The organism is Butyrivibrio sp. AE3009 (assembly GCF_000420845.1).
GTDB lineage: Bacteria > Bacillota > Clostridia > Lachnospirales > Lachnospiraceae > Butyrivibrio.
In genome coordinates, this window is sequence record NZ_ATVS01000001.1 from 44206 (window position 1) to 63616 (window position 19411).

Below are 19411 nucleotides of genomic sequence, written 5' to 3' on the forward strand. Positions count from 1 at the left end.
GCACTAGCTTCTCCTAAGGTTTGTCATAAAGTAGATCAACATCTGCAATGGGTGATGGAAATCGGCAAGCTGCGCAGGGCATCGGGGATTTTGAAATATGGTAGGCCATGGCGGTATTCAAAAATATGCCGATTGTGGTGTTGCGGAAATGAGACCTATGAATCAGGAGTGCCTTATGCACGAGTGATTCATGCTCAGGGCTCATCGAAGCGTTTAACACCATGAGGCAGATTTTTGAATACCGCCATGGTCTACCACACTTAAAAATCCCCGATGTCCATCCACAGTCCCCAGCTCCATCGTCCACGCAGATGTCTCGACGCCCTATATACAACAACCCCCGGGAGAATACTCCCCGAGGGTCATTAGAGCTGCCGAGTACTATTTACTTGGATTTCTTCTTGGGTGTCTCTTCCTCCACAGGTGCAGCCGCAACTGCTCCCTGTACCGGAAGTCCATAATGTTCTCTCACCCTTGCATCAATATCTGCCAGAATAGCGGGATTGTTCTCAAGATAGAGCTTCGCATTCTCACGTCCCTGTCCAATCTTCTCTCCATTGTACTGATACCATGCACCGCTCTTATTAACGATGTCGCAATTAGCGGCAAGATCAAGAATATCTCCTGTAGCAGAGATTCCCTTACCAAACATGATATCGAACTCAGCCTCCTTGAAAGGAGGAGCAATCTTGTTCTTAACAACCTTAACCCTTGTGCGGTTACCGATGTTCTCTCCGTTCTGCTTGATAGCCTCTATACGACGTACATCCATACGAACTGATGAATAGAACTTAAGGGCACGTCCACCGGTTGTGGTCTCGGGATTACCGAACATAACACCAACCTTCTCTCTGAGCTGGTTGATGAAGATTACTGTACAATTGGACTTGCTGATAACAGCTGTGAGCTTACGAAGAGCCTGAGACATAAGTCTTGCCTGAAGACCTACGTGGGAATCACCCATATCTCCGTCAATCTCAGCCTTGGGAACAAGAGCTGCAACAGAGTCAACTACTACGATATCAATAGCGCCTGAGCGAACCATGGTCTCGGTGATCTCGAGGGCCTGCTCACCACTGTCAGGCTGTGAAATATAGAGGTTGTCTACATCTACACCGATGTTCTTGGCATATACTGGATCAAGAGCATGCTCTGCGTCAATGAATCCAGCAATTCCGCCCCTCTTCTGTACCTCTGCGATCATATGAAGAGTAACTGTGGTCTTACCACTACTCTCAGGTCCATATATCTCAACAATACGTCCCTTAGGGATACCGCCAAGTCCCAGCGCGATATCAAGGCTAAGAGATCCTGTGGGAATAGTCTCAATATTCATGGTGTCTGATGAATCACCAAGTTTCATCACAGCACCCTTTCCGAACTGCTTCTCAATCTGTCCAAGTGCTGCTTCCAATGCTTTTTGTTTTTCTTCTCTTTCCATACTTTTCTCCTTTTAAGAACGCCTGTTCGTTATATTTAAATAATAAAACAGATGTTCGGTCATGTCAACAATATTTTTTCAAATAAATTTCAATTTGAAAATGCCGGCAGAAACGCCGAAAAACTGCTGCGGTGCAGCAAATTAAGAAAAAAGCGACTAAAAATATACATGAGTCATTGTCCACCCCATGAACAATGACTCGTATACATTATCATATCTGATATATTTTTGCAACTGTATCAGTTGATCATTCCCATATCATACTGCCTGCAAAGATCATCATATTCCTGATTGATAAGCCTTACCATATCAGCATCACCGCAGATATTGTCGGGATGGAACATCTTCATCAGATCCTTGTATCTTTTCTTGAGAGTGAGAGGATTATTGGCACCTCTGAACAGAAGGTCCATAACATCATACTCGTTCTCACGCTGATAGGACTTCTCTTTCTCAAGTCTCCTGTACTCGGACTCAAGCCTCTTCTTGTCACTAGTCAGCTGTTCAAAACCATTATTCAAAATGGCAAGCCTCTGGTCAAACAATGCCTTGTCGTTGTTGAGCTTCTTGGTTGCAGTCTCAAGCTTGCGCTCCGCTGCATCCATCCTGTTCTTGAAAGCCATCTCATCAGCCTCAAGCCTTGCATAGCGCTCTGACAATGAGCTCTCCATATTCTCAAGGCGACAGCTCTCCTTAAAGAGCCAGAGCCTTAGCTCCGCCAGTTCATCCATGCTTCCGTTTAAAATTACTTCTTCAATCTTTCTCATATCTTCCATTTGGAACCCCCGCCTTCAGGATACAGCAGTGTTATTCCTCTTCCTTATTTTCCTCGGGAAAAGCAATATCTACCGCAGAATCATCATCCATAAGGTTTTCTTTCTTAGCTGTAAAACGATCCGCAATATCAGGAATAAGATCCAGAACCTTGGTAACCGCATCCTGATTCTTGATATTAACCAGCTTGGTAGAGCCGTTCTTGATAACCAGCACAGCACTTGGTGACATCTTGGCACCAAAGCCGCCGACTCCGCCGTCCTTCTTCTCAGCAGCACTTGATCCCGCGCCTACACCAAAGGATACATCCACAAGCGGAAGTATTATAGTATCTCCAACCTGTGTTGCTTCTCCCACAACAGTCTTAGATGCCAATACGGAATTCATACCATGAAGTAATGACTCTACTACGCCGTTGAAATTATTTTCTCCCATTATAGCCTCCAAAAAACTTTCGTTAATCAGGTGTTAAATATCTTCTTAAAACGCCTGATGACTTTTTTGACATCCTTGTTAAAGTAGCATACAAGCACGCAGTACAAAACAACGAACAATGTGATATGCCCCTTAACATGGGCTCTTACCTTAACCACCTTGCGCTCAAAATCCGGTTCCAGGACTACTCTGTCAAGCGTTATGGGATATAATACTCCATAGGCTCCCATAAGCTCGGCTGTAGTGGCAGGATCCCCCAGCCCAAGTAAAATCTCCGCCTTATATTTATCCGGCAGGATCATCTTCAAAAGTCTGACTAATTTCCCCTTAACCAACTTATAAGCACGCTTGAAAATATCGCTTTCCAGGGTAGTTTTAATCATTTTTATCTTACCACAAACTCTAGATATTGTATATTGTATTTTTTCGAACACATTTTGTGGCGTTTTTAGAATATTTTCTATCTTGTCAAAAATATCCTGAATAATCTCTATAAGAGCTCTGTCCTTACCTTCATCTTCATCCGAAAACTCATCTGAATACTCATTCGAGTTTTCATCCGGCTGCGAATCTGTTCCTGTATCCGAATCGGCAGGTTCCGGCTCGTCATTATCCTGAGATCCCGTCTCTTCCTGCTGTGTATTGTCCGCATCTTCAGCGCTAACCGCAGCATCATTATCAGTCCCGTCTCCGGCGCCGTCCGTATCATCGTTGCTGCTTTCAAGCTCCTGCATATCGCTCATCTCGATCACGCCGTCATCGGTACTTTCATCGATCTTATCGGATTCCATGGTTTCACTATTATTATCGGCTTTTTCTTCCTTCTTCTTATCCTTTTTGGGAAAAACCTTAATTCCGAATACCTTTACAAAAAACTGCTTATCCTCAGGAAAATCAATTCCACTGCTAACAATATGAAGCAGCCAGGTAAACCTTGCGGAAAAATCAATTTTGCCCACATCAAAGCCCTTATCAAATTCTGTCTCAGGTATGTAAAGATCCGCCTTGTATCTCACCGGCACAAATAAAACCAACAGGATAAGAACAAGCAATACAGCAAGTATCACCAAAAGCACGATCCCTATGACCTTTAAAACTCCCAAAACTCCCGCCAACATAATAGCTCCAACAAATTTATTCTATCAGTTAATCAGCCCACCGAATCCAGATATTCCAAGAGTCTTCCGTCCTTACCGGCCAGCGAAGCCTCCTGCGAGATACGAAGAACTATATCCATAGCCTCTTCATACCCTCCCGCAATACCATAAATATAAACGGGGTGTTGCCTGAAATATGGCTGTTTCAAAAAGGCGCAGTTGATAATGTCCAGCTGATCTATACCGTTAGTGGCCCTTGTAATACAAAAAATACCAAACTGGCCGCTACCGTGCCAGAGCTTCCACTTAACTACAGTATGCTTTTTAACTGAAGCTCCCCAATACAGCTTTTTATAGAATTCACAAAAGCCCTTCTTCGACATTATCCTCTCCGTAACAGTTTTATAGTTTATTGTACCATACTTTTATTTTCAAAAAATTTAGTCCACTCCGAAATATGCATCGAATATTCTCTTGGCAATAGGCACTGCATAACTTCCGCCGCTTCCCGCATTCTCCACAATTATGGTGACACAGATCTCGGGATCCTCTGCCGGAGCAAAGCCCGTGAACCAGGCGTGTGAATCGGAGGTCGAAGTATTAAACTCTGCAGAGCCGGTCTTACCTGCCGCGGTGTAAGACTGTCCTTTTAACTTGGTTCCGGTACCGCTTTCCACAACCTGAATCATCATCTGTGTCAGAGTTTCAGCCTCTTCCTCAGTCATGAGTTTCTTATACTTCTCTGGCGAATAGCTCTTAACAGTCTTGCCGTCGGCAGCCTTAATCTCCGTCACCAAATAGGGCTTCATCAGAACACCGTCATTGGCTATAGCACTTGTAATAAGGTTCATGTGAATAGGCGAAACTCCTGTTGTTCCCTGACCTATAGACAACTGCATAACGGAAGCCGAAGTTGTGTCCTTGTCATATATCGCCGTGCTTGTTGAATGTGACAAACTGACCGGTATATCCTGGTTGAACATCAGATCATCAAGGGTCTTGTTAAACGTACTCCTACTGATATTAAGCCCCATATTTGCATAGGAGGAATTACAGGACTTGGCAAAAGAGGTGTAAAAATCTACACTTCCATGGCTCTCACCGTGAAAACAGGAAATTGACTCATCTTCATGAGTAAACCTTCCGTTGCAGGAATACCTGTAGCTGTCTATCTCGTCAGGATGGTCTCTTAAGTAGGCAAGAGATGTCACAATCTTAAAGGTAGATCCCGGGGGGTATAGCCCCTGGGTTGCCCTGTTGACCAGCATTGCATTACCTGAAGTGTCGTTAATAAGCCTCTCCCACTCTTCCTGAATCTTGTTTGGGTCAAAATCAGGCTTGGAAACCATGGCCAGTATCTGTCCTGTCTTGGGGTCAGACACCACAATAGCTCCCTTCCTTGCGGCAAGTGCATTAAAAGCAACCTCCTGAAGCTTAACGTCCAGTGAAGTAATAACATTGTCACCCGGATATTTTTTGCCCTCAAGATCGTATTCCACCTTCTCTGAGAGATCTGCGCTGGTATTTATAAGATAATAGTTGGTCAGAGCTTCAAGTCCGGACTTACCGTTGGAGGCATAGCCCACAACATGGGCAAATTCTTCGTTGTAGGGATATACTCTTTTGTCCTTGCCGTCCTCTCCCGCTTCCGAATAGGCCAGCAGATCTCCGTCCCTGGAAACAATACTGCCCCTGGTGTTCTGATTAGCCAGGATCTGCTGTCTTGTATTGTAATTGTTGTTAAGAAGAACCTGCTTGTTTCTGTAGGAATAATTGCAGATGTAAATAAGCATGGTGCCAAATAGCAGTCCATAAAAAGCAGTAAGCACGATAATAGGATAAGACCTGATCTTTTTGGTCTTTTTCTTACCGGCTTTTTTGCCCGCACTCTCTTTAGCTGTACCCACTTCTTCTTTTATCATATCTTCATTCATAAAATGATTGTCTTCTCCCGAAATTTATGTATCAGCCTTGTCTTCGGTCCTTTTCCTGGCAGCTTTTCTTCTCTGCATTTTCTCAATGGCCACATAGCGCTCATCGGTTCTGATCATGCAGATTCCTTCCACTATCATCATCATTATGATGGTAACAAAAACCGAAGTTCCACCATAGCTGACAAGCGGAAGCGTAACTCCCGTAAGGGGAATAAACTTACAGCCGCCGCCAATAGTCAGGAAGGTCTGAAAAATGTATGCTACACCGATGCCGCACACCACCAGCCTGTAATATTTGTCTCTAAGAAAATACCCTTCCTGCATTATAGCCACAAAGGAACTGACGCAGATAAGCGCCATAAGAACCGCAAAAATAATTCCCATCTCCTCCGCTATTGCTGAGAAAATAAAATCCTGCTCCACAAAAGGGATCGACTGAGGTGCGCCGCCATATAGTCCAAGTCCGAACCAGCTACCGCAGCTGATTCCAAAGAGCGACTGAGACAGCTGATATCCCGTTTTTTCAATATCCGCAAAGGGATCGATCCACGCCTGCACACGAACCTGAATATGTGAAAAGAGCTTGTAAGCGAAGGCGCTTGCCAGAGCTCCAAAGCCCAGTCCAATAGCAAGATATCCGATATTCTCCGTAGCAATATAGATCATTGCCAGATAGATAACAAAAAAGATAAGCGCACTTCCAAGGTCCTTGGAGAGCACCAGGATAATTACATGGGCAGCTGCGATTATTGAGTTAATGAAAAGCAGCCATATGTTATCGCTCTCATACAGCGCTCCCGCCATAAAAAACAGAAATACGATCTTGACCACTTCCGATGGCTGGAAGGTTATGCCTCCGAGCGTATACGTTATCTTAGATCCGTTGGTAACAGCTCCCAGAAGAAGCACAACACCTATAGCAACAATACCAATGGCCGCAAATACATAAGTGAATTTTTTTACAAAATTAAATCTGAATACAGCCTCAGGCACAAAGAAGCCGATAATAAAGGACGCTGTTATGATAAAAAACTGCTTCACCGCCTTATCATAAGACAGTCTCGTAAGTATTATCATTCCTATCATCAAGAGCATACAGGAATTGTTGATAATAAGCCGGTTAGCTTCCGGATATATCACGTAGAACAGCATCAGCACCGAAGCAAATACTATTATCTGAAAGGCAAAAAAGAACAGATACCTGGCCTTGCCGGTTCTTGCGATTATCTGAACGAAACAGGCCAGCTGCACCGCAAACATAAATATTATCTGTCTGATATATATACCTTTTCTCTTTTTCTCCGTTCTGAACCTGAAGGCCATAAAAGCTTCCAGTGTATACAGAAAAAGGAATAAGGCAATAACATATTTGGATATCTCAGTTACATATAACTTCATTTAGAATTACTCTACTCCCCGTTTATAGTGTCCTGTGGTATAGCTGATCTTATCAAAGATATCTGCCTTTGCGGGCATATCTTTTGCAAATGCTTCATACACAGCTTCTGCAGTCTCAGCATCCTCCGTTGTAAAATCTATTCTCAGACGATTAAAAATCCCCAATTCCACAATATTCTCATACTTCTTGTGAAGCGCCGTCGGATGCGCATTCCAGATAACATTATAGCAATTGCGGCAGTTGGTGGTGATCACAAGCTCGTTATCCATTCTGTCGGTGATACCAATAGTCTCGGAATGGTGTTTGTGAAGCCTTCCGGAGCAATTATCCATGGTCTTCCTGACACACCCTGCACTGACCATCATGGGTACTTTGCCGTAAACGCAGTAAGAAACCGGAATCCTGGTGTTTTTCCTTATTTCCTTAACCAGCTCTTTGGTCTCATGAATGGTAAGTTCAAGAGGAATCGATATCTCCGAAACATTGAAACCACCTTGGAAACCGCTGTTACACTCAAGAAGGAGCTTAACCGCCTCAGCATTCCAGTTGTACATTCCATAGTCAAGAATCACTTTGCCGGTAAAACCTCTCTGTTTGAAAAATCCCAGCTGTTCGAGATTCCTTATCAAAACTCCGTCAAAGCCATATTTCACAAAACTATCGGCAACAAGATCCAGATCCTGCGTGGCATCCAGTTCTTCATGCCTTGTAACAAAAGGAAGTGCGAGGATTACTTCAGTTTCAGCCACTGCCTCCTTTATCTTCCTGATAATATCGCCGGTTTCATCCATTGAAGAAAAGAATATGTTGCTATCTACATATATTCTTCCGGGAACCTTATAATCCGCTTTATCATAGATTTTGGCGATAGTCTTAAGCTGCTTCGCATTTGTAACAAGTACATCGAGAATCCCCGGCTGTACTTCAGTATCAGCATAGATATCCTCAATTCTATCCCCGGTCTTAATGCCGGATTCTACTGCGGATGTTACACTTGAACTTGCCATGCCTTCTATAGCGGCCTGCATTTTCTCACACAGCTCTCTTCTAAGTTCATTAAGCTCACTTACAGGTACAAAAATCCCGGTTCTGCTTCCGCCGTCATCAATATTAACATTGATATTCTCTGCTTCAAAAGGAGTATTTCCAAGTCTTGAGAGCTGTTTGAGCACACTGTCCTTATCCATGGGGCGCTTGGAAGCTGCTTCGACTTTTTTGCCACGTACAGTCTCATGCAGGATTTGGTCACCAACATAAGCGGACATAGAGATAACAGCTTCCTCTGCAAGAGTAAGCTGACAATTGATCTCACATTTAATCTTAAGCTCATGATCCAAAAATCTGTCTTTGACCTCTGCCAGAACCTTGTCAGAGGTTCCGTTATAGGCAGGAGAATCTATAGTCACCATATCTTTGCCGTTATGCTTGTGGTAATAGCCCTGGCTTATTCCGGTTCTGAGATAAAGAGACTTAAGAATATCCATGTCTTCCCTGGAAATATCATGTTTTTTGTCCGGTTCCCTGTAATAAAGATCTATATATTTCCTGTAAAGGGAAGTTACTCCTGCAGAATACTCAGGCTTTTTCATTCTTCCTTCAATCTTGAAGGAATCTATACCTGCCTCTATAAGCTCAGGAATCATGTCAACGGTACACATATCCTTAAGACTTAAGGGATACTGCTCCTTGCCGGATCTGTCACCTGATAACCGGTAAGGGAGTCTGCAAGGCTGGGCACATCTTCCGCGATTACCACTCCTTCCGCCTACCATACTGCTGAATAGGCACACTCCTGAATAGCAATAGCACATAGCACCGTGGATAAAAGCCTCAACTTCAATATCCGCTTCGGTCCTGATCCGTTTCATCTCCTCAAGACTCAGTTCCCTCGCCGGAACGACTCTGCAGCAGCCAAGTTCCTTAAGGAGTTTGGCTCCATACACACCGGTAACTGTCTGCTGCGTGCTGGCATGAAGCTCAATACCGGGAAATTCCTGTCGTATGAACCTCATAACACCGTAGTCCTGAACAATGACACCGTCCAGCTTCTTCTCTGCGAAAGGGAGCATAAAATCATACAGTTCACCGAACTCCCTCTCTTTAACCAGGGTGTTAACGGTCATATAGATTTTTTTACCATTGATATGGGCATAACCAATGGCATCCAGAACCTGGTCCCTGTCAAAATTGTCTGCATAGGCCCTTGCTCCGAACTTGCTTCCGCCAAGATATACCGCATCCGCACCTGCGTTAAATGCCCCTACCATGGTCTCATAATTACCGGCAGGAGATAATAATTCCACTCTCTTCATAAATCACCACGTATTGCTTCAAAAAAAGAGGCTGAACATGCAGCCTCTTAATAATTATTTCTTAGTGCCCTTGGCCTGTGCCTCAAGCTGAATGATCTTCTTGGAGGACTCATCGAGCTTGGTCTGAAGGCTCTTGGCATTCTTTTCACTGTTCTCAAACTTCATCTGGGTTGCTATAAGTTCATGTTTGATATCATAGAGCTCCTTCTCCTTCTCGGAGAGCTGCTCTTCCATGATCTCTATCTGCTTCTTGGCCTTAAAGTAATCGTCTGCAATATTGAGCTGAAGAAGAACATTCTGAGTATCAATGGGCTGTCTCTTAAAACCATCGATCTTGTTGTATTCTGCGATCTTGTTATTGATATAGGATGCAACCTTCTGAAGGTATTCCTCGCTCTCATATCCGCTTAAAGTAAATACTTTGCCGCCGATGATTACTTCGGTATCTGTTTTAGAAGCCATAATATTCCCCCAATATAGTTTATTTATTTGATTATATATCTCCCTCAACGGGCATTTCAAGTCCTAAATGCCGATAGGCATCCATAGTAACCACGCGGCCCCTGGGGGTTCTGTTTATGAAACCGTTCTTGATAAGATAGGGTTCATAGACATCCTCAATGGTACCCGAGTCCTCTCCGATGGCTGCCGCCAAAGTATCAAGTCCAACCGGTCCTCCACCGAACTTACCTATCATTGTCATCAGAAGGTTCCTGTCAGTGTGATCAAGTCCCATCTTGTCGACATCCATAAGGTCAAGTGCCGTAACAGCAACATCTTCTGTTATTCTGCCGTCATATTTAACCTGGGCAAAATCCCTTACTCTCTTTAAGATCCTGTTGGCAAGCCTGGGCGTTCCACGGCTTCTCTTGGCCATTTCAACTGCGCCCTGTTCATCCACTTCCACATCAAGTACCTTGGCTGACTGAAGGATGATCTCACACAGTTCATCAGTATCATAGTACTCCATTCTGTGGATCATTCCGAACCTGTCGCGAAGAGGTGCAGACAGCATACCTGCTCTTGTCGTAGCACCTATCAATGTAAATCTTGGAAGATCAAGCCTGATAGATCTGGCAGTCGGTCCCTTGCCTATCATGATATCAATGGCAAAGTCCTCCATTGCGGGATACAGAACCTCTTCAACCTGTCTGTTCAGGCGATGTATCTCATCTACAAAAAGGACATCTCCCTCCTGAAGGTTATTGAGAATAGCCGCCATATCTCCCGGTTTCTCAATAGCCGGTCCGCTGGTTATCTTGATATTAACCCCCATCTCATTGGCAATTATACCTGCAAGAGTTGTCTTACCAAGTCCGGGCGGTCCGTAAAAAAGGAGGTGATCCAGACTGTCTCCTCTTTGCTTGGCTGCCTCGATATAGATCTTGAGACTCTCCTTGATCTTTTTCTGTCCTATATAATTTGAAAGGCTCTTGGGGCGAAGCGATCCCTCAATTCTGGAATCCTCAGCGTTTTCCTGAGTATCGACGCTACGAGCCGTTGTGTTTATCTTTCTTTTCTCCATACATTTACCACCACATCAGTATTTAGAACATCTCTTTCAGTGCAAGCTTAAGAAGCAGCTCTGTATCCTCCGCTGCCGAAGGATTGGCGGAAACTACCTTCCTCACCGCCTTCATGGCATCAGCAGAATTGTAGCCCAGAGCAACCAATGCAGCAACAGCCTCTGACTTGGAAGAATCAGTATCACCCAGAGCGTTGTCCATGGAAATTCCGGCTCCGCCAAGCATCGTATCCTCAGTAGCCTTAATCTTGTCACGAAGTTCAAGAGTAATACGCTCCGCAGTCTTCTTGCCGATTCCGGGAGCCTTGGAAAGGGACTTGCTGTCCCCTGCTATAATTGCAAATCTGAGATCATCGGGAGACATCACCGAGAGAATTGCCAGACCGCCTTTGGGTCCGATTCCGTTAACTGTGATGAGAAGTTTAAAAAGATTAAGCTCATCCTTTGACAGAAATCCGAATAAGGTAAAAGCATCTTCCTTAACATTTGTATATGTATAGAGCTTCACCGATTCTCCTATACCGGGCATTCTGTCCATAGTTGAGCCGGAGATATTTACATTGTAACCAATGCCGTTAACATCAACTACGGCATTCCCCTCCTCAATACTCTCCAAAATTCCATTTACATAAGCAATCAAATCATTTTCCTCCCCTATAAAGCCTCTACTATTTTACCACAAAAAGAGGAGGTGGATATAAGAAATATCCACCTCCCGGACTACTTAGAAGTTATACGATTTCATCGGTAGATCCATCTTTCTTGACAACCTCCAGCTTGCATCCAAGTCCGAAAGCTGCTACGCTGCCGGCGATGAGTGCCCATGGAATTGTGGCAAAACCAATGATACCACCGATAATACCAACGTTGACAGGAACACTAAATACGATCTGATCATCCTTGCGGATCTGAATCCTGTCAACGTTTCCTTCCTTTACTCTCTTTTTGAGCTTTTCAACAGCGGCCTTTGCTTCCTCTCCGATGTCGATTGTATCGGGACACAGAAGCTTGATTGCCTCATCAACGTTGCCGTCTGTCTTAAGGAGAGCTTCCTTGGCTGTCTTGTACTCAACGCCTGTCTGCTCCATTACCTTTTCTACTGCTTCCAATGTGATATTCATACTCTTTTCTCCTTTCAATACCTTGATCTATATGATTCAGTTATCTAACTGATAATAAGATTATATGTGCACGCTATATGGATATATATACTTAGTATTGCATATTAAAGAGTCATAATTCTCATTTTAATACCAAAAAGAAATAAATAAGGCTACCTGCCGCCCGGCAGATAGCCTCTAAATACAATGTAAACTTATTAACCGATAGTGTGAATCCAGCCTTCGGGAGCCTCAACAGTACCCATCTGAATACCTGTCAGAGTATCGTAGAGCTTCTTGATAACAGGTCCCATGTCATCCATACCGCTGGCAAAAGCGATCTCCTTGCCATGATCGTTGATCTTGCCTACAGGACTGATAACAGCTGCTGTTCCGCAAAGTCCCATCTCAACGAAGTCAGGAACTTCTGAAAGCTTAACAGGTCTCTCCTCAACATTCAGCTTAAGGATATCTCTTGCAACCTGTACAATTGATCTTCTGGTTATAGAAGGAAGGATTGAATCTGTGTGAGACTGAGGAACTACCAGTCCGCCTTCCTTGGTAACGAAGATAATGTTAGCTCCGCCTGTCTCCTCGATGTAAGTTCTTGACTCAGCATCAAGATATACATTCTCGGCGAAACCTTCATCATGTGCGGTTACGATTGCATGAAGACTCATAGCGTAGTTAAGACCGGCCTTGATATTACCTGTTCCGTGCGGTGCTGCTCGGTCGAAATCACTTATCTTAACAACGATAGGCTTAGCACCACCCTTGAAGTAAGGTCCTACAGGTGTAACAAAGATTCTGAACTGATATTCATCCGCAGGCTTAACACCAATTACATTGCCGGTAGCAAACATAACCGGTCTGATGTACAGAGTTGCACCGGATCCGTAAGGAGGAACCCAGTCCTTGTTAGCTGCAACAACTTCCTCTACAGCCTTGATAAATCTATCCTCAGGGAAAGGAGGCATCTCAAGTCTCTTAGCTGAGTCAACCATTCTCTTGGCATTGAGGTCAGGTCTGAAGGTTACTATCTTGCCATCCTCTGTCTCATAAGCCTTAAGTCCCTCGAAGCACTCCTGTGCATAATGAAGAACACCGGCATCCTCGCTCAAAGTAACGGTGGAATCCTTGGTAATGACGCCATCATCCCACTTGCCGTCCTTATAATTTGAAACATATCTGTAGTCGGCAACCATGTAACTAAAACCAATATTTGCCCAGTCTAAATTCTTTTTACTCATAAACTCCTCACCCTTTCTATCTAACTTTAGCACGTCAAAGCACTAATAAATTACATTATAATCCTTTATTTCATGCAGTCAAGTCATATCCGAAAGATTACTTGCCTTCAGTTTTGTTCGTTTGGGATTTGCGTTTCTTTCCCTTCATTTTGAAGATTCTCTCAAAGGTGTCAGGCTCTTTGCCTGCGTTGTATTTGGTATTCTCCGAGTCGCCAAGAGACTTGAACTCTCCGTTCTCAATATATGCCAGATCGTCATAGTCCGTAGTCTCCGTACTAAGGTTACGCTTAGTCAGATACATGTTGGTTATCCTTGCCACAAGAGCATAGAATACTGCAAAAACAGGTACTCCCACAAACAGTCCGATGATTCCCCACAGTCCTCCGAAGAGCGTGATGGCAAAGATGACCCAGAAACTTGACAGTCCCGTTGAATTGCCCAAAATAAGAGGGCCTAAAATATTGCCGTCAAACTGCTGAAGTACAATTACAAAGATGAGGAAAACCAGCGCCTTGATCGGATCTATCAAAACAAGAAGCAACGCTCCCGCAGCTCCGCCGATGTAAGGTCCAAAGAAAGGAATAATATTTGTGACACCTACAATAACGGAAATCAGCACCGGATAAGAAATCCCCAGTATCCTGCAACCAAAATAGCAGATAATTCCGATAATAAGAGAATCTATAAGCTTGCCTCCAACGAAACCAGCGAAGGTGTTGTTTACAAATCTAAAGCCTCCGATGAGCTCATTGGCATACTCTTCCTTCAAGAAGGCGTAAGCCATCTTTTTACCCATTGTGGCGAATCTCTCTTTAGCATTAAGAACATAGATTGCAACGATGAAGCCTACGATAATATCGATGAATACACCAAGCACTGAGAAAAAGCTCTTGGATGCCACCTTCACAATGGTATTCACATTTGGTAAAAGAGGCATAAGTTTCTTGGAAAGAAAGCTGCTTAAATTGGCGTAATATGCATCCAGCTGTGAATCAATGATCCTTTGTAGATCCGGATTGTTCTCAAGCAAAAGATTGGAATACTCATCAATATTCTTAATGTATACAGGGAGATTATATACAATCTCTCGAATACTGCTGATAAGCTGAGGAATGATGATCCTGAAAAGGCCATACACAATAAGAATAAAGATTCCCATAGTAAGAACAACGGAGATTGTCCTTATCTGCTTCCTTTTCTTTTTGTCCTCAGAGCCGTAAATCGATACCTTTATTCCCCTTTTTCTATAAATAGGAATCAGGATCTTCTCTTCTATTCCCTCCAAAAGAGGTATGAGAACATATGCCATTACAAGGCCGAAAATAATCCCTGACAGAGAATTGGCTATTTTTCCCAAGGACGTCATCATGTCCTTGTTTTCAAAAATAAAGGAATAGGCAAGCATTATACATACTGCCACACAAAAAACGGTCATTCCCCAGGTCACTTGATTTTTCTCAGGTTTAAGGCGCATAGCTCTTCTCCCTTTATAAGAATTTATTCTTGGATCATTCCCTCAAGTACATATGCAAGGCTGGCCAGATAGTCTTCATCAATGTCCTCGGCCTTTCCCGCATCGCATTTCTCCGCAAGAGCGGGATTAAGCGGAATCCTTCCCAGAATATCAAGTCCCTTTGAAGCAGCATAGCTCTCAATCTTGCTCTTTCCAAATACGTAGATTGGCTCATTGCAGTGAGGACAATTCATATAACTCATGTTCTCAACAATTCCGAGAACAGGAATATTCATTATATTTGCCATGTTAATGGCTTTCTCAACGATCATTTCAACAAGTTCCTGAGGTGTTGAAACCACGATGATACCGTCAACAGGAAGTGACTGGAACACGGTAAGCGGCACATCGCCGGTTCCCGGAGGCATATCCACGAACATGAAGTCCACATCGCCCCAATTAACATCTGACCAGAACTGCTTAACAATGCCTGCGATGACAGGGCCTCTCCATACAACGGGATCGGTCTCGTTGTCCATAAGCATATTAAGAGACATAACCTTCATGCCCTTCTCAGTGACAGCGGGAATAAGACCGGTTTCATCCGCGTAGTTGTGTTTGCCAATTCCAAACATCTTAGGAATAGAAGGACCTGTTATATCAGCGTCCATGATAGCTGTCTTGTAGCCTTTATTATTCATTGCAACAGCTGAAAGGCCGGTGACAAGACTCTTGCCGACACCACCTTTGCCACTTACAATACCTATTACCTTCTTAACATGAGAATGCTCAGAGAGTGCAACCTTGAAGTTGTCATCCATCTGCTTCTTAAACTCTTCCGGTGACTTAGCCATTAAAAAAATCTCCAATCATATATTAATTATTTTGAATTTCTGTAGGTCTCTTCATCCTTGGAATCCGCAATGTATTCCTCGATGATAAAGCGGGGTCTTCCCTTGGTCTCAAGATATATCTTGCCTACATATTCTCCGATAACCCCCAGGGAAATCATGATCAGGCCTCCAATAGCCCAAACTGACAACACTGTGGTGGTCCAACCGGGTATAGTATGACCTGTAAAATGTCTCACAAGACTGTAAATCAGAACTGCAATGCTCACAAAGAAAATGAAGAATCCCAGACCTGTTATCATTTTAATAGGTTTGGTACTAAGACTGGTGATTCCCTCAACAGCAAAGCTCAGCATCTTCTTAAGCGGATATTTGCTGGTGCCTGCAAATCGCTCAGCCCTCTCGTAATAGACCTTCTCTGTCTTAAATCCGATCATGGGAACAATGCCGCGAAGGAACAGATTCACTTCTCTGAATTCAGAGAGCGCCTCCAGCGCACGTCTGCTCATCAGCCTGTAATCAGCGTGATTGTACACAGTTCCCGCGCCAAGGCTGTTCATTACATTGTAATATCCTTCTGCTGTCGCTCTTTTGAAAAAAGTATCCGTCTCTCTCTTGGAGCGCACGCCGTATACGATATCCGCACCTTCATGATATTTCTGTATCATCTCGTCGATCGCATTAATATCATCCTGAAGATCTGAATCCATGGAAATCGCCATGTCGCATACATCCTTGGCAACCATGAGCCCTGCAAGAAGTGCATTCTGATGCCCCATGTTCTTGGACAATTTGATGCCTTGAAAAAGCTCATCAGACTTATGAAGTTTGTCTATTATCTCCCAGGTGGAATCTTTGGAACCGTCATTTACAAGAAGGACACGGCTGTCTTTTGAAATAAGTCCCCGTTCCATCAAGGATGACAGTTTTGCTTTTAATCTCTTTGAAGTCTCCGGCAGAACCTCCTGCTCGTTATAGCAGGGGATAACACAGAACAATCTATTATTCATACACTTTCTCCAGTTCCTAATATACCTATATTATAATAGTACAAAACTTCCATTTTTAAAAGGACATAGAAAAAGCCTTTAGATTCTCTTCATCCAGGCATCTGCCATATCAGTCCACTTGCCCACATCATCTCTGAGGCTAAAATCAATCCCCATCGCTGGCATCTCATTGCCGCCAAAGAACTGATCGATAAGCTCCTGCTTCCTTTGCTCTGACACGTTCACCCCTTTGCCATCCTTTACAGAGAAAGCTGCCCTCATAGTCTGTTCCATGCAGAACTCCCCGCCGGACCAGCCTCTGAAAAATGCATTGTTGGCAGCGCTAAGTCCATGGAAGCCCACGGGAAATACATAGTGAGCAAAAGGAACATTATTTTTCCTAAGTGCCATAGCAAAGAGATAGCTGTTCTCAACAGGCACCAGATTGTCCTCCTGGGTCTGCCAGATAAAGCACGGAGGTGTATTCTCGCTGACATGATTCTCCAATGAGAAATAATCCAGCTCTTCCTGTGTAGGCTCATTACCAAGAAGCGCTCTCACCGAATCCTTATGAGTATATTCTCCTGTCGTGATCACGGGATAAGCCAGGATAATTCCGTCTGGTCTGTTTGACACAGCTGAGTATTCCGGGTTCTTATCCTCAATATCCTCATAATGAACAGCGAGGCTTCCGCATACATGAGCACCTGCAGAAAAGCCCATTATAAACAGCTTCTTGCCGTCAATTCCATATTCCGAGCCATTTTTTCTGATATATCTCACAGCTCTTGAAACATCATTCATAGGCTGAGACTTAAGAGGCACTGACATGGTGATATCCGTTGTATAAGTAAGTACGAAAACATTCATACCCCTGTCAAAAAACTCCATGGCAGGCAGTTCACCCTCATGAGGAGTGCACATGCAATATCCGCCTCCGGGCACCACCAGCAGACAGTCGCGCTTGACGTCATCATTATGAACAAATGCCATCAGATTAGGAGTAAAGCCATAGGATGCTGCGTAAGTATATTCACCCTCACCCCAGATATCTTTACGAAATCTCTTGATCTTAGGCATTTCCATTCCCTGAAGATTGTAGTCTTCATCAGGATAATCAGGCTGCCATTTATCTGCCTTCTCTCCCGTTGCAGCCTCAATAACGCTGTAATAAGCCTCTTTGGCCTCGCATTTGCCGCTGAACAAAAGAGGATAGCTCTTCTCTCTTCTAAATCCGGTGAGCCAGCTGTTCTCATCAAGAAGGTTCCAGAAGGTAACACTGGTAATATTGGCCTTGCCTGATTTCCTTGCTTCAAGATAGATCTCGAAGAACGCCCTGTATCTCTCAGCCAGTGCGTGCATAGACTCTTCTCCCGGGGCTGCGTTGTGCATATCAAGCTCGGTGATATTGATCTTAAGTCCCAGAGCGCCGTACATCTCAAGAGCTTTTTTATAATTATCAAGATCCGGGTGATCCATCATCAGGTGAGACTGGAGTCCCATTCCGTCAACAAGGCCTTTTTCTTTAAGAGGTGTAAGAACTTTTTCAATGATGAAGTCTCTTTTCCAAGGCTCAGAAGTCTCGTAGTCATCGTAAAAAAGATCCACTCCGGGAGCTGCATATTTTCTGGCATATTCAAAGGCTTTGATAAAAAAGTCTTCGCCCACAGTCCTAAACCACAGAGATTTCCTGAAATCGCCCTCATCCACAATCTCATTAAAAACATCCCAGGCATATACTATTCCGGGGTAATTATTCTGTACGAAATCAAGAACTCCGTGAATGTAGTTCTCAAGTCTTGAAAGGATAGTCTCCCTGTCTGCAAAAGGGAACATCTCATTGTAGTTCTCGCAGAAAAACCACTTCGGAGTCTGATTGTGCCAGGCAAGAGTATGACCTCTCATGGCGATATTATTTGCCTTGGCAAATTCAAGATAAGGTATTGCGTTCTCGAAGGTAAGCGCCGGAGCAAGATTGTATTTATCAGGCTCTGCCTTGTTCTTGTCAGTATCAAGAAAGAACATGGGCTTCATATCATTCTCGCAGGTAAAGCTGTTAAACTGCTCTGTCAAAAGCTTCATATGAGCAGGTGTGTGAAGGTTCCAGCGGGAAATCGCTGCGCCGATCTTAAAATAGGATTCGTAGGCTGTTTTTAAATTCATAACTCTCTCCAAACTTATATAGTTTCTTGTTTTTGCTCTCCGAAATCTATGATAAATAAATACTCACGCCTACACTACGCATATTTTGTTGTTTTATTCTCAAATGTCGCTATAATGAACCGATCTGACAAAATAAAAAATGCGATGAAGCGAACTGCTCCACCGCATTAGAATATGCTGATCAATTCTTGTTTATGTAATTGATAAGCCCTTCACTGTCGATGATCTTCTGCATGAACTCCGGAAAAGCCTGTCCCTTGAAGCTCTTGCCTGTTGTCTCATCAGTGATGATTCCGGTATCAAAATCAATGCTTACTGTATCGCCGGCGCTGATAGCATCAGCAGCCTCCTCGCACTCAATAATGGGAAGTCCGATATTGATGGAATTTCTGTAAAAGATTCTTGCGAAACTCTTTGCGATTACGCAGCTGACTCCGGCGCACTTGATAGCAAGAGGTGCATGCTCTCTTGAGGAGCCGCAGCCGAAGTTCTTGTCTGCCACGATGATGTCTCCCTCTTTTACCTTGGAGGCGAATTCCTTGTCTATATCCTCCATGCAATGCTTGGCAAGCTCAGACCCTTCCGTGCTGTTAAGATATCTTGCAGGTATGATAACGTCTGTATCTACATTGTCTCCATATTTAAAAACTGTTCCCTTGGCGGCTTTCATTTTTTATCTCCTTATTAT

The 19411-nt window shown here is 43.8% G+C and carries 18 protein-coding genes; all 18 read right to left on the bottom strand.

Features of this window, described 5'->3' with window-relative positions:
* Nucleotides 1-385: 385 nt before the first annotated feature.
* Nucleotides 386-1441, bottom strand: a complete 1056-nt coding sequence (gene recA, locus G588_RS18520; protein WP_022776731.1) for a recombinase RecA — start codon at nt 1439-1441, stop codon at nt 386-388.
* A 239-nt stretch (nt 1442-1680) separates the two neighbouring features.
* Complete coding sequence (locus G588_RS18525) at nt 1681-2217, bottom strand: hypothetical protein (protein WP_022776732.1); 537 nt, start codon at nt 2215-2217, stop codon at nt 1681-1683.
* Between the two features lie 31 nt (nt 2218-2248).
* On the bottom strand, nt 2249-2650 hold the full coding sequence (locus G588_RS0100175) for a GerW family sporulation protein (protein ID WP_022776733.1): 402 nt from the start codon (nt 2648-2650) through the stop codon (nt 2249-2251).
* A 26-nt stretch (nt 2651-2676) separates the two neighbouring features.
* Complete coding sequence (locus G588_RS0100180) at nt 2677-3768, bottom strand: hypothetical protein (RefSeq protein WP_022776734.1); 1092 nt, start codon at nt 3766-3768, stop codon at nt 2677-2679.
* 32 nt (nt 3769-3800) lie between these two features.
* On the bottom strand, nt 3801-4130 hold the full coding sequence (locus G588_RS0100185) for a hypothetical protein (RefSeq protein ID WP_022776735.1): 330 nt from the start codon (nt 4128-4130) through the stop codon (nt 3801-3803).
* Between the two features lie 57 nt (nt 4131-4187).
* On the bottom strand, nt 4188-5681 hold the full coding sequence (locus tag G588_RS0100190; RefSeq protein WP_022776736.1) for a peptidoglycan D,D-transpeptidase FtsI family protein: 1494 nt from the start codon (nt 5679-5681) through the stop codon (nt 4188-4190).
* Between the two features lie 24 nt (nt 5682-5705).
* Entirely contained in the window at nt 5706-7079 is a 1374-nt protein-coding gene (locus G588_RS0100195; RefSeq protein ID WP_022776737.1) for an FtsW/RodA/SpoVE family cell cycle protein, read from the bottom strand.
* A gap of 6 nt (nt 7080-7085) precedes the next feature.
* Nucleotides 7086-9392, bottom strand: a complete 2307-nt coding sequence (locus tag G588_RS0100200) for a U32 family peptidase (protein WP_022776738.1) — start codon at nt 9390-9392, stop codon at nt 7086-7088.
* Between the two features lie 54 nt (nt 9393-9446).
* Entirely contained in the window at nt 9447-9854 is a 408-nt protein-coding gene (locus G588_RS0100205) for a cell division protein ZapA (RefSeq protein ID WP_022776739.1), read from the bottom strand.
* Between the two features lie 31 nt (nt 9855-9885).
* Nucleotides 9886-10917 carry a Holliday junction branch migration DNA helicase RuvB gene (gene ruvB, locus G588_RS0100210; protein WP_022776740.1) on the bottom strand — a complete coding sequence of 344 codons (1032 nt, stop codon included), beginning with the start codon at nt 10915-10917 and terminating at the stop codon, nt 9886-9888.
* A 22-nt stretch (nt 10918-10939) separates the two neighbouring features.
* Nucleotides 10940-11557 carry a Holliday junction branch migration protein RuvA gene (gene ruvA, locus G588_RS0100215; protein ID WP_022776741.1) on the bottom strand — a complete coding sequence of 206 codons (618 nt, stop codon included), beginning with the start codon at nt 11555-11557 and terminating at the stop codon, nt 10940-10942.
* Nucleotides 11558-11648: 91 nt separating this feature from the next.
* On the bottom strand, nt 11649-12038 hold the full coding sequence (locus G588_RS0100220; RefSeq protein ID WP_022776742.1) for a DUF4342 domain-containing protein: 390 nt from the start codon (nt 12036-12038) through the stop codon (nt 11649-11651).
* Nucleotides 12039-12235: 197 nt separating this feature from the next.
* Entirely contained in the window at nt 12236-13267 is a 1032-nt protein-coding gene (locus tag G588_RS0100225; RefSeq protein ID WP_022776743.1) for a branched-chain amino acid aminotransferase, read from the bottom strand.
* A gap of 97 nt (nt 13268-13364) precedes the next feature.
* The gene (locus tag G588_RS18530; protein ID WP_196804914.1) at nt 13365-14687 is read right to left on the bottom strand and encodes an AI-2E family transporter; all 1323 of its coding nucleotides are present in this window, start codon (nt 14685-14687) and stop codon (nt 13365-13367) included.
* Nucleotides 14688-14764: 77 nt separating this feature from the next.
* On the bottom strand, nt 14765-15574 hold the full coding sequence (locus tag G588_RS0100235) for an Mrp/NBP35 family ATP-binding protein (RefSeq protein ID WP_022776745.1): 810 nt from the start codon (nt 15572-15574) through the stop codon (nt 14765-14767).
* A gap of 26 nt (nt 15575-15600) precedes the next feature.
* Nucleotides 15601-16581, bottom strand: a complete 981-nt coding sequence (locus G588_RS0100240) for a glycosyltransferase family 2 protein (RefSeq protein WP_022776746.1) — start codon at nt 16579-16581, stop codon at nt 15601-15603.
* A gap of 78 nt (nt 16582-16659) precedes the next feature.
* Nucleotides 16660-18723: an endo-1,4-beta-xylanase gene (locus tag G588_RS21940; protein ID WP_022776747.1), complete on the bottom strand. Its 2064-nt coding sequence runs from the start codon at nt 18721-18723 to the stop codon at nt 16660-16662.
* Between the two features lie 181 nt (nt 18724-18904).
* Complete coding sequence (gene leuD / locus G588_RS0100255) at nt 18905-19393, bottom strand: 3-isopropylmalate dehydratase small subunit (RefSeq protein ID WP_022776748.1); 489 nt, start codon at nt 19391-19393, stop codon at nt 18905-18907.
* Nucleotides 19394-19411 lie beyond the last annotated feature (18 nt).

Bases quoted from the DNA above. Each gene is read 5' to 3' on its own strand.
- recA (WP_022776731.1), bottom strand. From the start codon at position 1,441: ATGGAAAGAGAAGAAAAACAAAAAGCATTGGAAGCAGCACTTGGACAG.
- G588_RS18525 (WP_022776732.1), bottom strand. From the start codon at position 2,217: ATGGAAGATATGAGAAAGATTGAAGAAGTAATTTTAAACGGAAGCATG.
- G588_RS0100175 (WP_022776733.1), bottom strand. From the start codon at position 2,650: ATGGGAGAAAATAATTTCAACGGCGTAGTAGAGTCATTACTTCATGGT.
- G588_RS0100180 (WP_022776734.1), bottom strand. From the start codon at position 3,768: ATGTTGGCGGGAGTTTTGGGAGTTTTAAAGGTCATAGGGATCGTGCTT.
- G588_RS0100185 (WP_022776735.1), bottom strand. From the start codon at position 4,130: ATGTCGAAGAAGGGCTTTTGTGAATTCTATAAAAAGCTGTATTGGGGA.
- G588_RS0100190 (WP_022776736.1), bottom strand. From the start codon at position 5,681: ATGAATGAAGATATGATAAAAGAAGAAGTGGGTACAGCTAAAGAGAGT.
- G588_RS0100195 (WP_022776737.1), bottom strand. From the start codon at position 7,079: ATGAAGTTATATGTAACTGAGATATCCAAATATGTTATTGCCTTATTC.
- G588_RS0100200 (WP_022776738.1), bottom strand. From the start codon at position 9,392: ATGAAGAGAGTGGAATTATTATCTCCTGCCGGTAATTATGAGACCATG.
- G588_RS0100205 (WP_022776739.1), bottom strand. From the start codon at position 9,854: ATGGCTTCTAAAACAGATACCGAAGTAATCATCGGCGGCAAAGTATTT.
- ruvB (WP_022776740.1), bottom strand. From the start codon at position 10,917: ATGGAGAAAAGAAAGATAAACACAACGGCTCGTAGCGTCGATACTCAG.
- G588_RS0100220 (WP_022776742.1), bottom strand. From the start codon at position 12,038: ATGAATATCACATTGGAAGCAGTAGAAAAGGTAATGGAGCAGACAGGC.
- G588_RS0100225 (WP_022776743.1), bottom strand. From the start codon at position 13,267: ATGAGTAAAAAGAATTTAGACTGGGCAAATATTGGTTTTAGTTACATG.
- G588_RS0100235 (WP_022776745.1), bottom strand. From the start codon at position 15,574: ATGGCTAAGTCACCGGAAGAGTTTAAGAAGCAGATGGATGACAACTTC.
- G588_RS0100240 (WP_022776746.1), bottom strand. From the start codon at position 16,581: ATGAATAATAGATTGTTCTGTGTTATCCCCTGCTATAACGAGCAGGAG.
- G588_RS21940 (WP_022776747.1), bottom strand. From the start codon at position 18,723: ATGAATTTAAAAACAGCCTACGAATCCTATTTTAAGATCGGCGCAGCG.
- leuD (WP_022776748.1), bottom strand. From the start codon at position 19,393: ATGAAAGCCGCCAAGGGAACAGTTTTTAAATATGGAGACAATGTAGAT.